The following is a 20,088-nucleotide window of genomic DNA, read 5'->3' as shown; positions in this document are numbered from 1 at the left end:
ACAGTCAATTTTTAAAAATACTTAGAGTTTTTCTTAAATCGCCTTATTTCTAGCATTTAAATAAGGATCTAACTATTAAAAAATCCCGGTTAAGGGGATTTTTTAATAGTTTTTGGCACTTTGACGGTGCCAAGTTGGTTGATTTCCATTATTTCCAATATTTTCTTATTGAGAAAACACAATCTCATCATTAACAACACTGGCTTTAATGGTTGCTCCTGGTAAAAATTCACCTGCTAAAATTTTTTGAGAAAGTGGATTTTCTAGTAGTTGTTGAATAGTGCGTTTTAACGGTCTTGCCCCAAACACTGGGTCATAACCTCGATCAACAATTACTTTCATAGCTTCATTATTTAAATCTAGCTTGAGATCAAGACCAGCTAATCTAGATTTTAGAATTTCAATTTGTATTTTAGCAATACCTGAAATTTGCTCTTTGCCCAGACTATTGAAAGTTACAATTTCATCAATACGATTAACAAATTCTGGCCTAAAGTGTTCGCCTACGAGTTTGATTAGCTCAACGGATATATCTTTACCAGGGTTCTCTTGAATCAGATGCGATCCTAAGTTCGAAGTCATTATGATTACGGTATTTTTAAAATCAACTGTACGACCTTGGCCATCGGTTAAGCGACCATCATCAAGCACTTGCAGAAGAATATTAAAGACATCTGGATGCGCCTTTTCAACTTCATCTAGCAAAATAATTGAATACGGCTTGCGGCGCACTGCTTCGGTTAATACCCCACCTTGTTCGTAACCTACGTAGCCTGGAGGTGCGCCAATAAGGCGAGAAACAGAGTGTTTTTCCATGAACTCACTCATATCCACACGCACAATTGCTTGTTCAGTATCAAACAAGAAATCTGCCAAAGCTTTGGTTAGCTCAGTTTTTCCTACGCCAGTAGGGCCCATGAATAAAAACGAACCATCGGGGCGATTAGGATCAGACAGCCCAGCACGAGAGCGACGTACCGCATCAGAAATAACTTTAACAGCTTTGTTTTGTCCAACTAAACGCTTCTGAATAATAGATTCCATTTGTAAAAGTTTATCTTTCTCGCCTTCCATCATCTTATCTACCGGGATTCCAGTCCAGCGTGCAACTATTTCAGCAATCTCATCTTCGCCTACTTTGTTGCGTAACAAGGTCATTTCTTCATTGTCAGCGGATTCTGCTTGAGTAATTTTTGCCTCAAGTTCGGGTATTTTTCCGTACTGAAGCTCACTCATTTTTGCCAAATCATTGTTACGTGAGGCAGCTTCAAGTTCAGCTTTAACTTGCTCTAACTCTTCTTTAAGGTGTTGTGCACCTTGAACTTGAGATTTTTCTTTTTTCCAAATCTCTTCAAGATCGGCGTATTTTTTTTCCAGTTCTTTGATTACCGATACTAACTCTTTAAGGCGCTCTTTAGAGGCCTTATCTTTCTCTTTTTTAAGTGCCATGCGCTCAATCTTAAGTTGAACCAGTTTACGATCGAGCTTATCCATTGACTCAGGCTTTGAATCAATTTCCATGCGAATTTGTGAAGCCGCTTCATCAATTAGGTCAATCGCCTTGTCAGGGAGTTGCCTATCAGTAATATAGCGAGTAGAGTAGTTAACGGCAGCAATAATAGCCGGGTCAGTAATCTCAACACCATGATGCACTTCGTATTTTTCTTTAAGTCCACGCAAGATTGCGACTGTATCTTCTTGTGTTGGCTCATCAACCAACACTTTTTGGAATCGACGTTCAAGTGCTGAATCTTTTTCAATGTATTGACGGTATTCGTCTAACGTCGTTGCGCCCATACAGTGTAAGTCACCTCGTGCAAGTGCTGGTTTAAGCATGTTGCCTGCATCCATAGCACCACCACCACCGGCGCCAACCATGGTGTGAATTTCATCAATAAACAGAATGACTTGCCCTTGCTCAGCTTCAAGTTCTTTTAATACGGCTTTAAGGCGCTCTTCAAACTCACCCTTGTATTTAGCGCCAGCTACCAATGAAGCCATATCCAATGATAATACGCGCTTACCCTTAATACCTTCAGGCACTTCATTATTAATAATGCGCTGAGCTAAGCCTTCGGCAATGGCAGTTTTTCCCACACCTGGCTCACCAATCAGTACCGGATTATTTTTAGTACGACGTTGCAAGACTTGAATAGCACGACGAATTTCACCATCACGACCAATAACTGGATCGAGCTTGCCATCAATGGCCATTTGGGTTAAATCAGTGGTGTATTTGTTTAACGCTTCGCGTTGTGTTTCTGCATTTTGTTCGTTCACGTTTTGTCCTCCTCTAAGGGTGTTAATTGCCTGGGTTAGCACTTGTTCATTAGTACCGGCATTTTTTAATAGTTTTGTAGTTGTATCATTGCCCTGAATAATTGCCAATAAAAATAGCTCAGTCGATAGGTAGCTATCTCCTTTATCGGTTGCTATTTTTTCAGCTGAGGTTAGTAGGCGTAATAAGCTTTGAGAAATGCCAATATCACTATTGGGATTATTCACAACTGCCAGGTTTTGTATCTCTAAATCAACTTGAGTTTTTAGCTTGCTAGTTTCTACCTTAACAGCTGTTAAGGCATTACTGACACTAGAGCCGTTATCATTAAGCATAGCACTTAAAACATGAAGCCCTTCAATTGCACTATTATTATGGCTAATTGCGATTGACTGTGCTGAGCTTAAGTCTTGTTGAAATTGAGAGGTTAATTTTTCAATATTCATCGATTTGTTTGTTGTTTTATTTAAGTTACACCCTATCTATGGGATGATATTGCTATATTCAAGGTCAAAAATAAAATATTATGTTAAATTTAGTCTTATTCGAACCCGAAATTCCTAATAACACCGGCAGTCTTATTCGTTTGAGTGCCAATATGGGTGCGAATTTACACCTGATTAAACCATTCGGCTTTGAGATTACCGATAAACGCCTTCGACGCGCAGGGCTTGATTATAAAGAATTAGCCAAAGTAGTCGAGTATGAGAACTTTGAGGATTATTTAGCCAGAGCAAAGCCAGAGCGCTTGTTTGCAGTGAGTTCGAAAGTATCACAAAATTATGCCCAGGTTGAATACCAATTGGGAGATTCATTTTTATTTGGGCCTGAAACTCGCGGCCTACCTCAAGAGATTTTGGATCAATATCCAGGTATTACTCTACCCATGCAAGAGGGTTCTAGAAGTTTAAACCTATCTAATTGCGTTTCAATTGTGGCTTATGAAGCTTGGCGTCAGCTGAATTTTGTTAATTTATAAGCATTGGTAAAATCTTTAATATTAGCTGCTTTTTTGCCAGCTAACTGTACTTGTTTTAAACTGAGTGTGCCGTCACCTGTGGCGACGATACAAACTCCTTTGTCATATTCAACCACTTCTCCTGGTTTTGCGTCATAGGCAAGGTCTATGACACAAGCAGATAAAATACGTAAAACTTTATCATCGAATTTGTCACTTTTTGCATGTGCTTGAGCAACAGGGTAAGGGTTGAACGCTCTAATTTGTTGGTTAATTTCTACTGCTGATTTTGACCAATCAATCCAAGCCTCTTCTTTACTAAGTTTTTTGGCGTAAGTAATACCTGCTTCATCTTGAATGGTTGGGGTTAATTTCTCAATATTATCAAGTGCTTCAACAATACCTTGTGCGCCCAATATTGCCAATTTATCATGCAAAGATTGCGCTGTATCCGTTTGTAAAATATCACAAGTTTTTTCCAGTAATATATCACCAGTATCTAGGCTTTCATTCATTTGCATGATGCCGATACCCGTTTGCGTGTCACCAGAAATAATGGCGCGCTGAATCGGTGCGGCACCGCGCCAATGTGGTAGCAATGAAGCGTGGATATTAAGACAACCATATTTAGGGGTTTGTAACACTTCAACAGGCAGGATTTGACCATAAGCCACCACCACCATGACTTCAGCATCAAGGTTGGACAACTCTTTTTGAGTGTCAGTATCTCGCAGACTTTCAGGTTGAAAAACCTGCAGACTAAGCTCCAATGCTTTTTCTTTAACAGGGCAGGCTGTTAATATTTGACCACGACCTTTGGGACGATCTGGTTGCGTATAGACGCCAATAATATCATGTCCAGCTTGATGTAGCGCCTCAAGTACGCCGACTGAAAAATCAGGCGTTCCTGCAAAAATAAGCTTCATTATTTCAGTTTATTTCTAGCAGTTTGAATGGCTTGCTTGACTTGATTAGGTGATGTTGCGCCTAAATGGTCTCGTGCAGCGAGTGAGCCTTCTAAAGAAAGCACCTCGAATACATCGTTTTCAATATGATCATCAAAGGCTTGAAGCTCTTCTAAGCTAAGCTCTGATAAATCTTTTTGATGCTCAATGCCATAAGATACTGACTTACCCACCACTTCGTGCGCATCTCTAAAGGCCAAACCTTTGTTAACTAAATAATCGGCTAAGTCTGTAGCCGTAGTGTAGCCTTTTTTGGTTGAGTTGTACATGGTGTCACGTTGCGTTTCAATGGTTGGCACCATGTCAGCAAACACGCGCAAACAGGCTTTAAGCGTATCAACTGTGTCAAATAATGGCTCTTTGTCTTCTTGATTATCTTTATTGTATGCCAAAGGTTGTGACTTCATAATGGTCAGCATAGAGGTTAGATTACCGTACACGCGACCAGTTTTTCCACGTACCAACTCCGGCACATCTGGGTTTTTCTTTTGTGGCATGATTGATGAGCCAGTGCAAAAACTATCTGGCAATTCAATGAAGTGGAACTGTGCACTTGACCACAAGATTAGCTCTTCTGAAAAGCGTGATAGATGCATCATAATAATGCTTGCAGTTGATAAAAATTCAATGGCAAAATCTCGATCACTAACGCCATCTAAAGAGTTTAAGCAAATGCGATCAAAGCCTAATAGTTCTGCAGTGCGCTCACGGTTAATTGGGTAAGTAGTGCCTGCTAAAGCGGCAGAACCCAATGGCATAGAATTCATACGTTTGCGACAATCAATCAAACGCTCAGCATCGCGCGTTAGCATTTCAAAATAGGCCATCATGTGATGACCAAAACTAACAGGTTGTGCTGCTTGAAGATGGGTAAAGCCAGGCATGATAGTGTTCGCTTCCTTTTCAGCCAAGTCAAGTAAGGCCAATTGTAAGCGATTAATTTCAGCAAGAATACCATCAACTTGATCACGTAAATATAGGCGAATATCTGTTGCCACTTGATCATTACGAGAGCGTCCTGTGTGTAGTTTTTTGCCTGCATTGCCAATCAGCTTGGTTAGGCGTGATTCGATATTCATATGTACATCTTCTAACGTAACAGACCATTCAAATTCTCCAGCATCGATCTCTACTAAAATTTGGTCTAACCCCGTTAGGATTTGATCTTTTTCATTTTCGGTTAATAAACCCACTTCTTGCAACATAATCGTATGCGCTCGAGAGCCAGCAATATCATAAGGCGCTAGAATTTTGTCAAAAAAGACAGAAGCGCCAAAGATTTTGACGAATTCGTCAGTAGGCTGGCTAAAACGTCCACCCCAAGATTGGTTAGTTTGTTCACTCATAATTTTGCCTTCATTTTATTAATTAGTTTGTTAGTCGCAGAATCGATTAATTCGTCTAAATCCGTCCAGTAATAGTCCTCGTTAGTAACGCCAACCATTTTTTCCAGTGCAACACCATATTGATCAACCAGTAATACGGTTGGAAAAAAACTAATGACGTTATTCAAAGAAAACCCATTGTGAGATACTTCTTCGTTGTAAAAATTATTCAGTTCATTAAAACTATTGGCATTAACATGGCGAATGATAATTTTTTTCTGGTATTCATCCATGTCAGCCATTGGGCCAATAACATCTTCTTTGACTTTTTTGCAATATCCACAATCAGGAATGGAAAACATTATTAAAATAGGAGTTTGGTTTTCCCAGACTTTTTGCGAATCGATAAAGAGGTTTTTTGCAGGCGGCAGAGTTAATTCTTGCGCTAAAGCAAAATTTGACAAAAAGACGCTGACTAATAGATAAAATCTAAACATTAACGTTATTTTAATACAAACTCCTTGAAACATGAATAAAACCCTCAAAATTGCAACTCGAAAATCTCCATTGGCACTTTGGCAAGCAGAACACGTTAAAGCTAGGCTGGAAGCGCACCATCCTCAGCTTGAGGTGGTTTTAGTAAAGATGATGACCAAAGGAGATCAAATTTTAAACTCTCCTTTGTCAAAAATTGGTGGAAAAGGCTTGTTTATTAAAGAGTTAGAAATTGGCATGATGGAGGGTGAGGCAGATATTGCAGTGCATTCTATGAAAGATGTGCCTTATGAGATTCCACCAGGATTTGAGCTTGGCGCAATTTTAAAGCGTGAAAATCCATTTGATGCTTTTGTTTCTAATAATTTTGACAGTATTAATGATTTGCCACAAGGCGCTAAAGTGGGCACTTGTTCAATGCGACGAATTGTTCAGCTTAAGGCTAGACGTCCAGATTTAGAGATTTTGGACCTACGCGGTAATGTTAATACCCGACTTAAAAAATTAGATGATGGTGAATATGATGCTATTATTCTGGCATGTGCAGGGCTTATTCGCCTTAAGTTTGAAGATAGAATTAAGCAAGAAATACCAGCAATTGATTCTTTACCGGCAGTCGGTCAAGGTGCAGTAGGCATTGAAATTCGTCAGGATGACAAAGAAATTTTAGAATTAATTAAGCCGTTAATTGATGAGCAAACTACTTATAGAGTGAGTGCTGAGTGCGCAATGAATGCACGTTTAGAAGGCGGTTGTTCGGTGCCAATTGCAGGTTATGCAACCATTGATAATGAGCAAATTACCTTAACGGGACTAGTGGGTAATGTTGATTCTGGTGTTATCTTGAAACATCAAGTAATGGGCCCGGTGAATGAGGCTGAATTGTTAGGAGCAACTTTAGCTGACAAGCTCATTGAGATGGGTGCTAAAGACATACTAAACATTTAATAATGATTCATTCAGAGATCTTAAAGCAATTACCAGATTGGTCAATTGTTAATCAAAAACTTCATAGAAGATTTGAATGTCAAGATTTTGTTCAAGCTTTTGAGTTTATGAGTCAAGTGGCTATAGTTGCGGAAAAAATGAACCATCATCCTGAATGGTCAAATGTTTATAAGCTTGTTGATGTTGATTTAACAACCCATTCCCAGGGTTGTATTAGCGAGTTAGATCTTGAGCTTGCTGAGAAAATGAATGTAATTTTTAAGAAAATATCCAAATAAAGGAAGCCTTATGTTGAAATTTATCGAAAATAATTTTTTTCTAATTGTACGACGCATTGGCCTGTTGTTTGCACTACTGTCGTTAGCCTTGATTGTTTTTTTAGGTGTGTTTGGTTATGAAAAAATATCCAGCAGAGCGACTGATCAAATCAATACCCCAGTGATTGAGTTGGCTAAATATCAAAATCCTATTAGCTTAAGCTTACAGAGTAATTTTAATCAGCCAGAATTAGCGATTGAATCTCAGTCAGTTTTTAGTAAAGAATTTGATCAGCAAGTTGAGCATATCATGACTAATTTACAATCATTGCCTAAAGGGGTAATTGATCAATCTGACCTTCAATTTAAAATTAAGGTGATGATTAAAATCAAGGCCAGTAATTATTCACAAGCACTTAAGTTGAGTTATATTGAGTCACTAGCAACACTGACTAGGCAGTTGGTTAACGTGGGCGGCGACCAAGTAAATATTGATGATTTTCTACATTGGCATGATCAAGAATTTGCCCAACAGGTAGATCATCAAGCGCAGCAAAATTTAATGAAAATGGGTTCTGCTAGGGTAGATCAAATGACAGGCTTTATTTCTTTATTAATGGCTGCTGTGGCACTTGGATTTTTCATCATGTTTGTGATGATGCTGGCCATGCTTCGTATTGAAAAAAATACACGCAAATAATCTATGAAAGCAATTGGCTATAACGGCAGTGAGTTTGTTGAGTTTGATAAGCAGATTAACACGCCTCAGGGCCAAGATCTATTGGTAGAGGTTAAAGCAATTTCTATTAACCCGATTGATAGTAAAGTTAAACAAACGGTTGTTAAAGGTAGTAAAGCTAAAATTTTAGGCTTTGATTGTGCCGGCATTGTGCAAGCTGTTGGTGACAAGGTAAATTTGTTTAACGTCGATGATGAGGTTTATTATGCGGGTGACATTAGTCGTGATGGATCCAACGCTACACATCAATTAGTGGACGAGCGAATTGTAGCACTCAAGCCAACAACGCTTGATTTTGCTCAGGCTGCCGCCTTGCCGCTTACTGGTATTACTGCTTGGGAATCGTTATTTGATCGGTTGAAAATCACTTTAAAAGATAAGGAAAAAACTTTATTATTGATTGGTGCAGCAGGTGGTGTGGGTTCAATGGCGATTCAGCTTGCCAAACAAATAATTGGTATGAATGTTATTACTACAGCTTCACGGCCAGAATCAAAAAGATGGTGTGAAGAATTGGGCGCTGATGTTGTACTAAAGCATCAAAATCTAGCTGAGCAATTCAAACAGCAGTCATTGATAAATCCAGACTATATTTTATGCATGGGTGTGCCTGATGATTACTTCAAAGATATGCTTGAAGTAATCCAGCCTCAAGGTAGTATTTGCTTGCTAGCCAATACGTAAGAAGCTTATGATCTTAATTTACTTAAGACTAAAAGCATCACCTTAGTTTGGGAGATGATGTTCACACGCCCTATGTTTGAAACAGAAGACATGATTGCACAACATCAGCTATTAGACGAAGTTACGCTACTGATTGATCAAAAACGCATCATCTCAATAATGAAGCAACAACTTAAGCCAATTACATTAAAAACCATCACCCAATCACATCAACTAATTGAACAAGGTAATGCGATTGGAAAAATAGTTATTAGCAATACTTGGTAGCTAGCAGTAGCCACTAAGTATTCAAAGTAATAGTGCTACGAATTATATTAGAACAGACCGATATAGTAAAATGAAATATTCAGATGGTATTAATCGATAAAATAGATTGTTATTCAATAATTAACAATGGCTTTGGTGAAAAATGATTGGTAGCATTTCTTGAATTAGGTATTGTTTTAATGGTTCCTGAAATTGGTGAAGTGATACGGTACTTTTCTAGCTCGATTTTCTGAATTTGTATGGTTAAGTTATGCGCATCAAGTTCACGTTTTTTCTCATCAAAAGTGATTTTGGCAATATCCACATCACGATGAGAGGCCACCATGCGATCGTATAGTTCTTGCGTTTGGTTGAATTCACGCTCGGCATCATCAAAAGCTTGTTGTTTAATTTTTTGGATTACTTGCAAATGTTGTAGTTTGAGTGTGGCCTGTCTATTATCAAGCTTAACCAGAATATCACCAGGTTTTACAGCTTCACCAACTGCTTTTATCTCAATAATATTGGCACTTACTTGAGGGTAAATATCTAACGCTAAAACTGTGCTTGATAGCAATATCCCAGCAGTTAAATAATGGTTAAATTTCATAATTTTCTCCAATGAGGTGGTGCAATTGTTTAAGGGTGATAACGTAGTTAAATTCATTTTCAGCTAGTTTTCGTTCGCTGTCGGTGACGTTAACCATGGCATGGCCAATATCGCTATTAATTTCCATTTCATAATTGGCACGCGCTTTTTCTAAATAAAGGTCTCGGTAGTCAAGCTCAATCAGTAGCGCTTTATGAATTTGTCTTAATGATTTAAGCGCTAAATAATAATCAAGTGCTGTTGCTTCTATTGTTTGCTGATATTGCTCAATTTCAAGTTGTTTTTGTCTGGCGTTAAGTTGTAGTTTTGAAATTTTATTAGTTTGCTTGGTATCTGTTCCAAAAGGCATAGAGAGGTTTAGACCTACACGCCAATGTCCATTTTTTTCACGCTGATAAGCTTGATCACCTAATCTGGCATTCGAACTCAATACAATACCTAGGTTGTCTTTTTCTTGTGAAATTTGAGCTTTAATGGCCGTTAGGGATTGTTGCAGTTGTTTGAGTTTTAGGTTGTTATTAAGCGCTTGTTGGTAGTGCTCGAATTCAAAAATTTCTTTTTTGAAAAGTTGACGATAATCGGGTTTAACCACATCATCAGGGCGATTAGCATAATCGATGTCGAGCAGTTGAGCGAGTTTTGCACGTGTTTTAATTTGTGCAGATTCAGCCTTAATTCGTTCAATTTGACTGACCTGAGTATGGGTTTGTTTTTCTAATAATTCCACTTCTGATGCATCTTTCACATCATAATCATCTTTAACGCGACCTTCTCGAATAGCGGCCATGGCTAGTTTTTCTAAGGCAGTTTCATAAGTCATATCAGCCAACACGACATCAAAAAAACCACGCATAATATCAAGCGTTTTGTCGTGCTGTATTTGTTCTAGGGTTGAGATAGCGTTGGCAATATTACTTAGTTGTGCAGACTTATTGATTTCAATTTGTTGGTCAAATAGGGTTTTTTTCAAATAAACAAATGCATGGGAATTATTGCTAGCTGCGCTATAGTTGCTACGACTAGCAAGCTCAAGGTCAAGAGTTGCTTCAGTACCATAAAGATTATTTAAATCATTCAATTGTAGCTGGGTATGATCAATATTAAGTTGCTGCTGCTGTTGAAATAGATTTTTTTTGGCAGAAATCTTAATAGCCTGATCTAATTTAAGCGGATTTGGCAATGCTTGTATCCAAGTTGCACTGAGGGCTAACATTAACAGAGATATGGTTTTTTTCATCGATGTTTGCGCTTATAGCGAACAAAGTTTTCATCTAAGTAGGCTTTTTCCACCATGTATTTTCCCAGTAGTAAAAACTCTTCTTTGTTGGCAAAACCCGTACGCCTAACCACGCGTTTACCGTTTAGATCAAAAAAAGCCAATACTGGCGTAGCACCAATTCTATTATGGCGTTTGGCAAATACTCGTTCAACAGTATCATTACCTTCAAAATCCACCAATTCCAAATCAGATTCGGTATTCACTTTGTAGTTTAAAAAATGAGTTTTAAAATAGCTAGTTACCGAATCTTGATTCAGCACTTGACGTTCCATTTTTTGACAAAAGGGGCAGTCATCCATAAAAAAGAAAACAAAAATACCCTCTTTGCCAGCCTCGTTGGCATCATCTAAATTTTCTGAATAATCATTAAAATGTTGATTAAATAAAGCCTCTGAAGCATGAACAGGACTTAATAACATTAATAGACTGAGAATGAAAAAAACTCTCATATGATTTACTCCTCAAGTAATTATGACATTTTTTGCCACATGAAATCATAATCATAGCAGGTATTTGAATTGTAAGCAACTGCGCCTTTTACTCAACTATTGGCTAGTCAAATAAGGCATCGATAAATTCTTTTGTATTAAACAGCTTAAGGTCATCAATACCTTCACCCACACCAATAAAACGAATTGGTAATTTTAACTCATCAGAAATGGCAAACAGTACACCACCTTTGGCGGTGCCATCAAGTTTGGTAATGCTTAAGCCACTTAATTTAACCGTCTTATTAAATTCTTTAGCCTGGTTAACTGCATTTTGCCCTGCACCGCCATCAATAACCAGCATCACCTCGTGTGGAGCAGCTTCGTTTTGCTTGGTAATGACACGTTTAATTTTTTCTAATTCTTGCATTAGATTACCTTGAGTGTGTAACCGACCTGCGGTATCAGCAATTAAGATGTCAATATTTTTAGCTTGTGCCGACTGATACGCATCAAAAATAACACTGGCTGCATCACTACCAGTTGATTGGGCAACCACGGTAATATCGTTGCGTTCACCCCAAACTTTAAGCTGTTCTACTGCTGCCGCTCTAAAGGTGTCGCCAGCTGCCAGCATGACAGATTTACCTTGAGATTGAAAATGCTTGACCATTTTACCAATGGTGGTGGTTTTTCCTGCGCCATTCACACCCACTACCAAAATAACATAAGTTCCATTGATGTCGGTATCAAGCTGGTTGTCCTCAATTAAGAGTTTAGCAAGCTCGGTTTTTAGAAACTCATAAACACCATCTGAATCTTTTAAAATTTTTCGCGAAGCGTTTTGACGAACAGATTCTAACACTTTATCTGTCGTGTTAATGCCAATATCTGCGGTGATTAACAACATCTCTAATTCATCAAGTAAGTCATCATTAATGGCTTTTTTACCTAATAATAAAGAGGCCAACCCTGAACCGAGTTTTTTTCGTGATTTGAATAAACGCTCTTTGAGAGATTGAGGTTTTTCTACTTTAGTAGATTTGTCTTTTTTAAAAAAACTAAACAAGGCTTCTCGCTATAATGATTGAACTATGAAGATACTAATTTTACTAGCCTTTTTTTTAAGCGCCCAAGCAATTTCAAATTCTAACACTACCGTTATAGGTCTTGCCTATGAAGGAATTACTCAAGCAAGTTTGAAAAATGGGCTAAAAATTATCGTCAAAGTTGATAGCAGGGCACCAGTATTTATCTCTCAGCTTTGGTATAAAGTGGGCGCTAGTAATGAATCTAGGCCTAATACGGGTATTTCTCATATGCTTGAACATATGATGTTTAAAGGTACACGCCAATATCCAGTGGGTGAATTTTCACGCATTATTGCTAAAAATGGCGGTGATGAAAATGCCTTTACTTCTAAAGACTATACGGCTTATTATCAAAAAATGCACAATTCAAAATTAGAATTAGCCATTAAGATGGAGGCTGATCGAATGCGCAATCTAACCTTTTCTAATCGTGAACTGGATAAAGAAAGGCAAGTGGTCATTGAGGAAAGGCGACTACGCGTTGAGGATAATCCCAATGCGAAAATATTTGAACAATTGCGTATTATTTCTTATGATGAATCGGGCGCTTATCATGCGCCTGTGATTGGCTTTCAGGCTGATATTGAGACTTATCGATTGAGTGATTTGAGGAATTGGTATGAAAAATACTATGCGCCTAATAATGCAACTCTAGTTGTTGTGGGTGATGTTGATCCAAAGCAAGTGATTGGTTATGCGCAGCAATATTTTTCAAGTTATGCGTTTAATCCAAATATTGATACGCTTAAAGATAAGCCGCCTATTGCACTAATAAAACAAAGTAAACAACTTAAAGTAAAAGCCAAGTTACCGTTATATACCATGGCATTTCACGTGCCAAGCTTGGTCAGTGCTAAAAACAAAATGCAGGCATATCAGCTAGAAATGCTGGCCTATGTTTTGGATAATGGTTTATCAAAAACTCTAGTTAGAGATCGTCAGATTGCTACTAGTATTAGTGTCAGTTATCGACTGTATGATAAATATCAAACTCAATTTAACATTAGTTTTATTGCCGCTCAAGGGATTGAAAACAACACAATTATTGATGCCATTAAACAACAAGTGGCAGAATTGATTAAAACCCCTAATTTATTGAAAGATGAAATTAGGCGTACAAAAGCGCAATTAGAGGCTAATTTTGTTTTTGAACAGGATCAAATATCAACACAATCATACTATTTAGGCATGCTAGAAACAGTTGGCCTTGGTATTGATAAAATGTTTACATATGTCGACAAAATGAACGAAGTAACCGATAAAGATTTATCAAATGTCGCCAACATGTATTTAAATTTTGACAACGTAAATACGGTAGAGTTACTACCTCAAGGATTTTAATGAAATTATTAATTGTATTGATATCGCTAATTGGTAGTGCGCAAGCTGAGCTTGATATTTCTCAGTGGTATACGCCTGAAGGTGCCAAGGTATTGTTCACCCAAACTAAAGGCCTGCCCATGCTTGATATTTCAGCTGTGTTTGATGCAGCCAGTAGTCGTGATGGCGAACAATTTGGTCTTGCATCGCTAACCAGTGGCTTAATTGGTACAGCAACTCAAAGCATGACTGAAGAGCAAATTATCAACCAGTTTGAATCACTCGGTAGTGAGTTCTCAGCAGCCAGTTTAAAAGATATGGCAATTATCTCAATGCGTAGCTTAACGAGAGATTCAGTCTTGAGACAATCGTTATCACTTTTTAGTGAAGTAATAGCTAAAGTAGATTTTCAACAGGCGTATTTAAGTCGCGAAAAGAAGCAAATTTATCAAGCCATTGAATCAGCTAAGCAAAGCCCTGGGCGAGTAGCCAGTTTAAAATTTAATCAACTGGTGTTTGCTGGTCATGCTTATGCTCACTCAAAAATTGGCACTAAGGATAGTATCAAAGATATTCAGTTGGCCGATTTACAAAATTTTTACCATCAATATTATGTGGCCAAAAATCTTACCATTGCTTTGGTGGGTGATATTAGCAAAACCAAGGCCAAGCAAATTGCACGCCAAATTTCTCATGGGCTCAATATGGGCAAAAAAGCACCTAAAAATCCGTTGGTTAAAAAACTGCAAAACTCACACAATATTCACATTGAGTTTCCCTCTAAGCAAACCCATTTGTTGATTGGACAAACTGGGATTAATCGCCATCATGCTGATTATTACGCACTATATTTGGGTAATCATATTTTGGGTGGCAGTGGTTTAAGCTCTATATTGAGCAATGAAGTGCGTGAGAAAAAAGGCTTGGCTTATTCGGTGGTGAGTTATTTTAGCAAGATGAAATCAAATGGATTATTCCTAATCAAACTACAAACCAAAAATTCACAAGCAAATGAAGCCAAAACAATCGCTTTAGAAACGTTGAAAAATTTCAGAAATAATGCGATTGATGCGCAAAAACTCCAAGATGGCAAGGATAATATCATTGGTGGTTTTGCATTAGAGGTTGCAAGTAATGCGAATATTCTTACTTATCTATCCATTATTGGATTTTATGACCTATCTTTGGACTTTTTAGCCACTTTTATCGACAAAATAAAGCCAATTAGCACACAAGACATCCAAAAAGCTTACGCACGACTGATTAACATGGATAAACTGGTTGTTTTGACCGTTGGTGCTACAAAATAGCCCATTTCCATTATTTCCGAAATTTTACAAATTTCTGTATTTACATGTCGGTTAAAATAAGGCGCAATTGTTACCACCATTAATTCAGTAAATAATATGTTTGAACAAACCTTTAAAAATATTGACGACATTCTGCATAAAGATGCGGGTTGTGGCAGTGAGCTAGACTACGTAGAGCAAACCTCATGGGTATTGTTCTTAAAATATTTAACCAATTTAGAGCAAGACAAGCAAACAGCGGCCGAACTTACTGGAAAGACCTATCAATCCATTATTTCCGCTCAATTTCAATGGTCAGTTTGGGCAGCACCAAAACTTGATAATGGCACTGTTGACCATAACGCTTTAACAGGTGATGATTTATTAGATTTTGTTAATAATGCGTTATTTCCTTATCTAAAAAAATTCAAAGCACAAGCCACAAGCGCCAATACCATTGAATACAAAATTGGCGAAATTTTCTCAGAATTAAAAAATCGCATTCAAAGTGGCTACAACCTGCGAGAAGTGATAACACTTGTTGATGGGTTGCATTTTAGAACACACCAAGAAAAACATGAAATGAGTCACTTATATGAAAGCAAAATTAAAAACATGGGCAATGCTGGACGCAATGGTGGTGAATATTACACACCTCGTGCGTTGATTAAAACCATTGTTAAAGTGGTTTCACCCAAAATAGGCAACACTGTTTACGATGGGGCAGTTGGCTCGGCTGGGTTTTTAGTAGAAGCGTTTAATTATCTTAATCAAGCTAATCTTTCCACAAAGCAAACCCTCACTTTGCAAAAAAACACCTTTTACGGTAAAGAAAAAAAATCCCTCGCTTATATTATTGGCACTATGAATATGATTTTGCACGGAATAGAAGCTCCTAATATTATTCACACCAACACACTGACTGAAAGTTTAAGCGATATTCAAGAAAAAGACCGCTATGATATAGTGCTTGCTAATCCACCTTTTGGCGGTAAAGAACGCTCAGAAGTGCAGCAAAATTTCCCAATTAAAACGGGTGAAACTGCCAGTTTGTTTTTACAACATTTTATTAAAATACTCAAAGCAGGTGGTAGTGCGGGCGTGGTGATCAAAAACACTTTTTTAAGCAACACCGATAATGCCTCTATTGCCCTGAGAAAGGAATTATTGAGCGCTTGTAATCTACACACCGTGTTGGATTTACCTGGCGGAACATTCACAGGGGCAGGGGTAAAAACCGTGGTGTTGTTTTTTAACAAAGGCGAAGCCACGCAAAAAACTTGGTTTTATCAGCTTAATTTAGACAGAAACCTAGGCAAAACCAACCCACTTAATGAGCAAGATTTAGCCGACTTTATCCGATTACAAAAAACCAACGCCGAAAGCGAAAATTCATGGACAGTCGCTATCAAAGATATTGACCAAACGACCTTTGATTTGTCTGTTAAAAACCCAAATACGCCCGAAGAAGCGCCCTTGAGAACGCCCGAAGAAATTTTAGAAAATATGGCAAAATTAGATAAAGAAAGCGAGGAGCTATTGAAAACAATTAAAGCATTATTATGAACCAAAAAAAAGACATTAGATGGAAGCTAAGATTTCAAAATTATTCAAAAGCATTTGCATTATTGCGACTTGTGATTGAAGACAATGAAGATATTTTAACTTTGTCCGATTTAGAAAAAGAAGGGCTGATTAAACGCTTTGAATTCACCCTTGAATTGGCATGGAAAACACTCAAAGATAAAATGCAAGAAGACGGCATTATTATAGATAAAATCAGCCCAAAATTTATATTAAAACTAGCCTACAACAGTCAATACATCAGTGATATAGAAATTTGGATGGCAATGATAAACGATAGAAACCTAATGAGCCATACTTATAACTTTGCCAACTTTAATAAAGTTTTAAAGGCTTTGCAAGATACCTATTATTTTCATCTGGAGACGCTTTATTTGGATTTTATAGAACAAGATTTAAACGAATGACTTTTGGATTAAACACAGCTCAAACACAAATACTACAAAGTATTTTTAAAAAACATCTTAAAACAGGAGTAGTTATTGTTTATGGATCAAGGGTCAAAGACACCTATACAAAATATAGCGACATAGATTTGACTTTAAAAGAAACCCACCTGAGTCTCCACCAAGTTGAGGATTTAATTGACAACATTATAGAAAGTGATTTCCCTTATTTGTGCGATATACAGTTATTTGAAAATATTAATAACCCAAGCCTTTTAGAGCATATTGACAGAATGGGTGAGGTTTTTTATCGGGGTGATCATAATGAATGAAAATAAACCGTTGCCGAAAGGGTGGGAAGTTAAGAACTTGGGAGATATAGGTAAAATATTTAATGGTAATAGTATAAACGCAACTATTAAAAAGGAAAAATACTTAAATATTAATGGTGGAATGCCTTATATAGCAACAAAAGATATTTCTTGTGAAAATATAATTGATTACAGTAATGGCATTAGTATTCCTTTTGAAGAAAAATAAAATTTTAGATTTGTTCCAAAAAATACAACTTTAATTTGTGCCGAAGGAGGTAGTGCTGGTAGAAAAATTGGCTTTACTAGTCAAGAAGTTTGCTTTGGAAATAAACTGTTCGCTTTAATTGTAAAAAATGGTATTAGCAACAAGTATATTTATTATTATTATTTTAGTGATAATTTTCAAAAAGACTTTCAAGGTCAAATGACAGGAATAATTGGCGGTGTCTCTATGGCGAAATTTAAAAAATTGAATATCCCACTTCCCTCACTCCCCGAACAAAAATGCATCGTGGCAATTCTTGATAAAACCTTTGCAGAAATAACCAAAGCAGAAGCCATCGCCAAAACCAATTTACAAAATGCCAAAGAATTATTTGAAAGTTATTTGAATAATGTTTTTAAGGATAAAGGCAATGATTGGGAAGAAAAAAAATTGAATGATATTTGCACAAAAATAACTGATGGAGTGCATCAGAAGCCTAATTACATATCTAAAGGAGTTCCTTTTCTTAAAATAAATAATTTAACAAAAGGAGATGGAATATCTTTTGATAAAGTTAGTTACATATCAAAAGAAGACCATGAGTTATATTGTAAAAGAACAAGACCAGAAAAGGGCGATATACTTATTACTAAAGATGGGACGATTGGTATTGTTAGAATTATAGATACAGACATTGAGTTTTCAATTTTTGTGTCTCTTGCTCTTATTAAGCCAATAAATAGAAAAATATCACTTTTTCTGAAATATATTTTGATTTCACCTTTAATTCAAAAGCAAATTAAACCTAAGGGAGCTGCTCTTAAGCATTTATATTTAAAAGATTTAAGGAATTTTTCTATCCCAATTCCTCCTATTCAAGAACAACAGAAAATTATTCAAAAACTCAACTATTTACAAGTCCAAACTAAAAAACTAGAAATTATTTATCAGCAAAAAATTACAAACTTATCCGAACTTAAAAAATCAATCTTACAAAAAGCGTTTAATGGAGAATTATGAAAAATCCATATAAATTACAACTGTTTCAAAACCAAAAAATCAGAACCCATTGGGATAAAAAGCTGGAAAAATGGTTTTTTTCTATCATTGATATTGTTGAAATATTAACTGAGCAAAAAGACTATCAGGGAGCGAGAAACTACTGGAAAGTTTTAAAACACAGGCTGGTAAAAGAGGGAAATGAAACGGTTACAAATTGTAACCGTTTGAAAATGCTCTCCGCTGATGGAAAAATGAGATTAACAGATGTTGCCGATACCAAAGATATTTTTCGCTTAATTCAATCCATTCCCTCCAAAAAAGCCGAACCCTTTAAACTATGGCTCGCCCAAGTCGGCAAAGAACGCTTAGATGAAATAGAAAACCCAGAGCTGGCGCAACAGCGAATGAAATCCATTTATGAGCAAAAAGGCTACCCCAAAGATTGGATTGATAAACGCTTGCGCGGTATTGCTATTCGCCAAAATTTAACGGATGAATGGCAACAGCGAGGCATAACCGAGCAAAAAGATTATGCGATTTTAACCGCTGAAATATCTAAGGCCACTTTTGGTATGACCCCCGCTGAGTATAAAAACTTTAAAAACTTGCCTGAAAAATCAAAAGCCAATCTGCGAGACAATATGGACGATTTAGAGTTAATTTTTGCCATGCTAGGCGAACGAGTAACCACTGAAATCTCAAAAGAAGAAAGGCCTAATACCTTTGCCAAAAATAAAAATGTAGCAAAAAGAGGGGGCGGAGTTGCGGGAAATGCTCGTAAGGAAACTGAAAAAGAGTTAGGTAGAAGCGTGATTTCAAAACAAAAATATTTGGCTGATGGTAACAAAACAAGGCTAGAATAAGCATTATGAACGAAGCAGAAACAAGAGCCGAATTAATTGACCCACAACTTACCGCTTGTGGCTGGGGTGTGATTGAGGGGTCGAAAATTTTGCGTGAGCGGGATGTCTGTAAGATTACTGATGGCAAAATACAAGTCGGTGGTGGCAGGGCAAAGCCATTGATTGCTGATTATATTTTGGTTTATAAAGGTATTAAATTAGCAGTTGTTGAGGCAAAAAATAATGAACTAGAAGTGGGCGAGGGCGTGGCACAAGCCAAACTTTATGCTCAAAAATTAGGGCTGGATTACACTTATTCAAGCAATGGTAAAAGCATTTATCAAATTTGCCTTAAAACTGGGCAAGAAAAAACAGTTGATAATTTTTTAACGCCTGATGAGCTTTGGGATGAGGTTTATGGCGACCTAAACCAGTGGCGAGAAAAATTTGCATTGATACCGTTTGAGGATAAATCAGGTTCGTGGCAATTAAGATATTATCAAGAAATTGCGATAAAGAATGCCTTAGAGGCTATTGCACAAAATAAACGCCGACTTTTATTAACCCTTGCTACAGGTACGGGTAAAACGGCGATTGCCTTTCAGATTGCTTGGAAATTATTTTACAGTCGATGGACTTTAAGTCGTGATGGTAAAAGACAGCCTCGCATTTTATTTTTGGCAGATAGAAATATACTGGCTAATCAGGCTTATAACTCATTTTCAGCATTTGATGATGACGCGATGGTACGCATCAAGCCTTCGGAGATTAAGAAAAAAGGAAAAGTACCAACCAATGGCAGTATCTTTTTTACGATATTTCAATCATTCATGTCTGGCACGA

At 37.1% G+C, this 20,088-nt stretch carries 22 protein-coding genes and 1 pseudogene; 15 read left to right on the top strand and 8 right to left on the bottom strand.

Translation table 11 applies throughout. The features are described 5' to 3' along the window. Window positions 1-165: 165 nt before the first annotated feature. Window positions 166-2,724: an ATP-dependent chaperone ClpB gene (gene clpB / locus BTHERMOSOX_RS00115; RefSeq protein ID WP_138118395.1), complete on the bottom strand. Its 2,559-nt coding sequence runs from the start codon at window positions 2,722-2,724 to the stop codon at window positions 166-168. Window positions 2,725-2,804: 80 nt separating this feature from the next. On the opposite strand from clpB, the gene BTHERMOSOX_RS00110 reads away from it, so the two are divergent. Continuing rightward, complete coding sequence (locus BTHERMOSOX_RS00110; RefSeq protein WP_138118394.1) at window positions 2,805-3,257, top strand: tRNA (cytidine(34)-2'-O)-methyltransferase; 453 nt, start codon at window positions 2,805-2,807, stop codon at window positions 3,255-3,257. Here the strand turns inward: BTHERMOSOX_RS00110 and fmt are convergent. Genes fmt through BTHERMOSOX_RS00095 form a run of 3 tightly spaced genes read right to left on the bottom strand, consistent with a single transcriptional unit; the run spans window position 3,233 to window position 6,023 of the window. Then, window positions 3,233-4,162, bottom strand: coding sequence for a methionyl-tRNA formyltransferase (gene fmt / locus BTHERMOSOX_RS00105; RefSeq protein ID WP_138118393.1), 930 nt, complete (start codon window positions 4,160-4,162; stop codon window positions 3,233-3,235). The genes BTHERMOSOX_RS00110 and fmt overlap by 25 nt on opposite strands. Further along, on the bottom strand, window positions 4,162-5,547 hold the full coding sequence (argH, locus tag BTHERMOSOX_RS00100) for an argininosuccinate lyase (RefSeq protein ID WP_138118392.1): 1,386 nt from the start codon (window positions 5,545-5,547) through the stop codon (window positions 4,162-4,164). Before argH ends, fmt begins: the two co-directional genes overlap by 1 nt. Beyond that, the gene (locus tag BTHERMOSOX_RS00095) at window positions 5,544-6,023 is read right to left on the bottom strand and encodes a thioredoxin family protein (RefSeq protein WP_171004595.1); all 480 of its coding nucleotides are present in this window, start codon (window positions 6,021-6,023) and stop codon (window positions 5,544-5,546) included. The genes argH and BTHERMOSOX_RS00095 overlap by 4 nt, the downstream gene beginning before the upstream one ends. 31 nt (window positions 6,024-6,054) lie before the next feature. Between BTHERMOSOX_RS00095 and hemC the strand changes: the two genes are divergently transcribed. From hemC to BTHERMOSOX_RS00070, 5 genes are read left to right on the top strand one after another with little or no spacing between them, the layout of a single operon-like run. Then, entirely contained in the window at window positions 6,055-6,969 is a 915-nt protein-coding gene (gene hemC, locus BTHERMOSOX_RS00090) for a hydroxymethylbilane synthase (protein WP_138118390.1), read from the top strand. Between the two features lie 2 nt (window positions 6,970-6,971). Continuing rightward, window positions 6,972-7,247 carry a 4a-hydroxytetrahydrobiopterin dehydratase gene (locus BTHERMOSOX_RS00085; RefSeq protein ID WP_138118389.1) on the top strand — a complete coding sequence of 92 codons (276 nt, stop codon included), beginning with the start codon at window positions 6,972-6,974 and terminating at the stop codon, window positions 7,245-7,247. Between the two features lie 10 nt (window positions 7,248-7,257). Further along, entirely contained in the window at window positions 7,258-7,926 is a 669-nt protein-coding gene (locus BTHERMOSOX_RS00080) for a hypothetical protein (RefSeq protein ID WP_138118388.1), read from the top strand. Between the two features lie 3 nt (window positions 7,927-7,929). After that, window positions 7,930-8,649, top strand: a complete 720-nt coding sequence (locus BTHERMOSOX_RS00075) for a zinc-binding alcohol dehydrogenase family protein (RefSeq protein ID WP_138118387.1) — start codon at window positions 7,930-7,932, stop codon at window positions 8,647-8,649. A gap of 54 nt (window positions 8,650-8,703) precedes the next feature. Next, complete coding sequence (locus tag BTHERMOSOX_RS00070; RefSeq protein WP_138118386.1) at window positions 8,704-8,916, top strand: hypothetical protein; 213 nt, start codon at window positions 8,704-8,706, stop codon at window positions 8,914-8,916. A gap of 109 nt (window positions 8,917-9,025) precedes the next feature. On the opposite strand, the gene BTHERMOSOX_RS00065 is transcribed toward BTHERMOSOX_RS00070, so the two are convergent. From BTHERMOSOX_RS00065 to ftsY, 4 genes are all read right to left on the bottom strand, one after another. Then, entirely contained in the window at window positions 9,026-9,505 is a 480-nt protein-coding gene (locus BTHERMOSOX_RS00065; protein WP_138118385.1) for an efflux RND transporter periplasmic adaptor subunit, read from the bottom strand. Further along, window positions 9,495-10,742 (bottom strand): TolC family protein, encoded by a 1,248-nt coding sequence (locus BTHERMOSOX_RS00060; RefSeq protein ID WP_138118384.1) that lies wholly within the window; start codon window positions 10,740-10,742, stop codon window positions 9,495-9,497. Before BTHERMOSOX_RS00060 ends, BTHERMOSOX_RS00065 begins: the two co-directional genes overlap by 11 nt. Further along, on the bottom strand, window positions 10,739-11,233 hold the full coding sequence (locus tag BTHERMOSOX_RS00055; protein ID WP_138118383.1) for a thioredoxin family protein: 495 nt from the start codon (window positions 11,231-11,233) through the stop codon (window positions 10,739-10,741). Before BTHERMOSOX_RS00055 ends, BTHERMOSOX_RS00060 begins: the two co-directional genes overlap by 4 nt. Window positions 11,234-11,336: 103 nt before the next feature. Beyond that, complete coding sequence (ftsY, locus tag BTHERMOSOX_RS00050) at window positions 11,337-12,281, bottom strand: signal recognition particle-docking protein FtsY (RefSeq protein WP_138118382.1); 945 nt, start codon at window positions 12,279-12,281, stop codon at window positions 11,337-11,339. Between the two features lie 25 nt (window positions 12,282-12,306). Here ftsY and BTHERMOSOX_RS00045 point away from each other — a divergent pair, with 25 nt between their 5' ends. From BTHERMOSOX_RS00045 to BTHERMOSOX_RS00005, 9 genes and pseudogenes are all read left to right on the top strand, one after another. Continuing rightward, on the top strand, window positions 12,307-13,644 hold the full coding sequence (locus BTHERMOSOX_RS00045) for a M16 family metallopeptidase (protein ID WP_138118381.1): 1,338 nt from the start codon (window positions 12,307-12,309) through the stop codon (window positions 13,642-13,644). Then, window positions 13,644-14,933, top strand: a complete 1,290-nt coding sequence (locus BTHERMOSOX_RS00040; RefSeq protein WP_138118380.1) for a M16 family metallopeptidase — start codon at window positions 13,644-13,646, stop codon at window positions 14,931-14,933. The genes BTHERMOSOX_RS00045 and BTHERMOSOX_RS00040 overlap by 1 nt, the downstream gene beginning before the upstream one ends. A 96-nt stretch (window positions 14,934-15,029) precedes the next feature. Continuing rightward, entirely contained in the window at window positions 15,030-16,478 is a 1,449-nt protein-coding gene (locus BTHERMOSOX_RS00035) for a class I SAM-dependent DNA methyltransferase (RefSeq protein WP_138118379.1), read from the top strand. After that, window positions 16,475-16,903 (top strand): nucleotidyltransferase substrate binding protein, encoded by a 429-nt coding sequence (locus tag BTHERMOSOX_RS00030; RefSeq protein WP_138118378.1) that lies wholly within the window; start codon window positions 16,475-16,477, stop codon window positions 16,901-16,903. The genes BTHERMOSOX_RS00035 and BTHERMOSOX_RS00030 overlap by 4 nt, the downstream gene beginning before the upstream one ends. Further along, window positions 16,900-17,214 carry a nucleotidyltransferase domain-containing protein gene (locus BTHERMOSOX_RS00025; protein ID WP_138118377.1) on the top strand — a complete coding sequence of 105 codons (315 nt, stop codon included), beginning with the start codon at window positions 16,900-16,902 and terminating at the stop codon, window positions 17,212-17,214. Before BTHERMOSOX_RS00030 ends, BTHERMOSOX_RS00025 begins: the two co-directional genes overlap by 4 nt. Beyond that, a pseudogene (locus tag BTHERMOSOX_RS12010) lies at window positions 17,207-17,737 on the top strand (restriction endonuclease subunit S); the annotation flags it as partial. The gene BTHERMOSOX_RS00025 and the pseudogene BTHERMOSOX_RS12010, both read left to right, overlap by 8 nt. 147 nt (window positions 17,738-17,884) lie before the next feature. Further along, complete coding sequence (locus tag BTHERMOSOX_RS11890; RefSeq protein ID WP_283204830.1) at window positions 17,885-18,421, top strand: restriction endonuclease subunit S; 537 nt, start codon at window positions 17,885-17,887, stop codon at window positions 18,419-18,421. Then, window positions 18,418-19,266: a BRO-N domain-containing protein gene (locus BTHERMOSOX_RS00010; RefSeq protein WP_138118374.1), complete on the top strand. Its 849-nt coding sequence runs from the start codon at window positions 18,418-18,420 to the stop codon at window positions 19,264-19,266. Before BTHERMOSOX_RS11890 ends, BTHERMOSOX_RS00010 begins: the two co-directional genes overlap by 4 nt. Before the next feature lie 5 nt (window positions 19,267-19,271). Continuing rightward, the coding region (locus tag BTHERMOSOX_RS00005) for a DEAD/DEAH box helicase family protein (RefSeq protein WP_138118373.1) at window positions 19,272-20,088 on the top strand (817 nt) is incomplete at its 3' end.

Origin of the sequence: Bathymodiolus heckerae thiotrophic gill symbiont (assembly GCF_900128515.1) — a bacterium.
GTDB lineage: Bacteria > Pseudomonadota > Gammaproteobacteria > PS1 > Pseudothioglobaceae > Thioglobus_A.
Note: the sequence above shows the minus strand (reverse complement) of the source record. Positions and strands in the feature narration are given on the sequence as shown.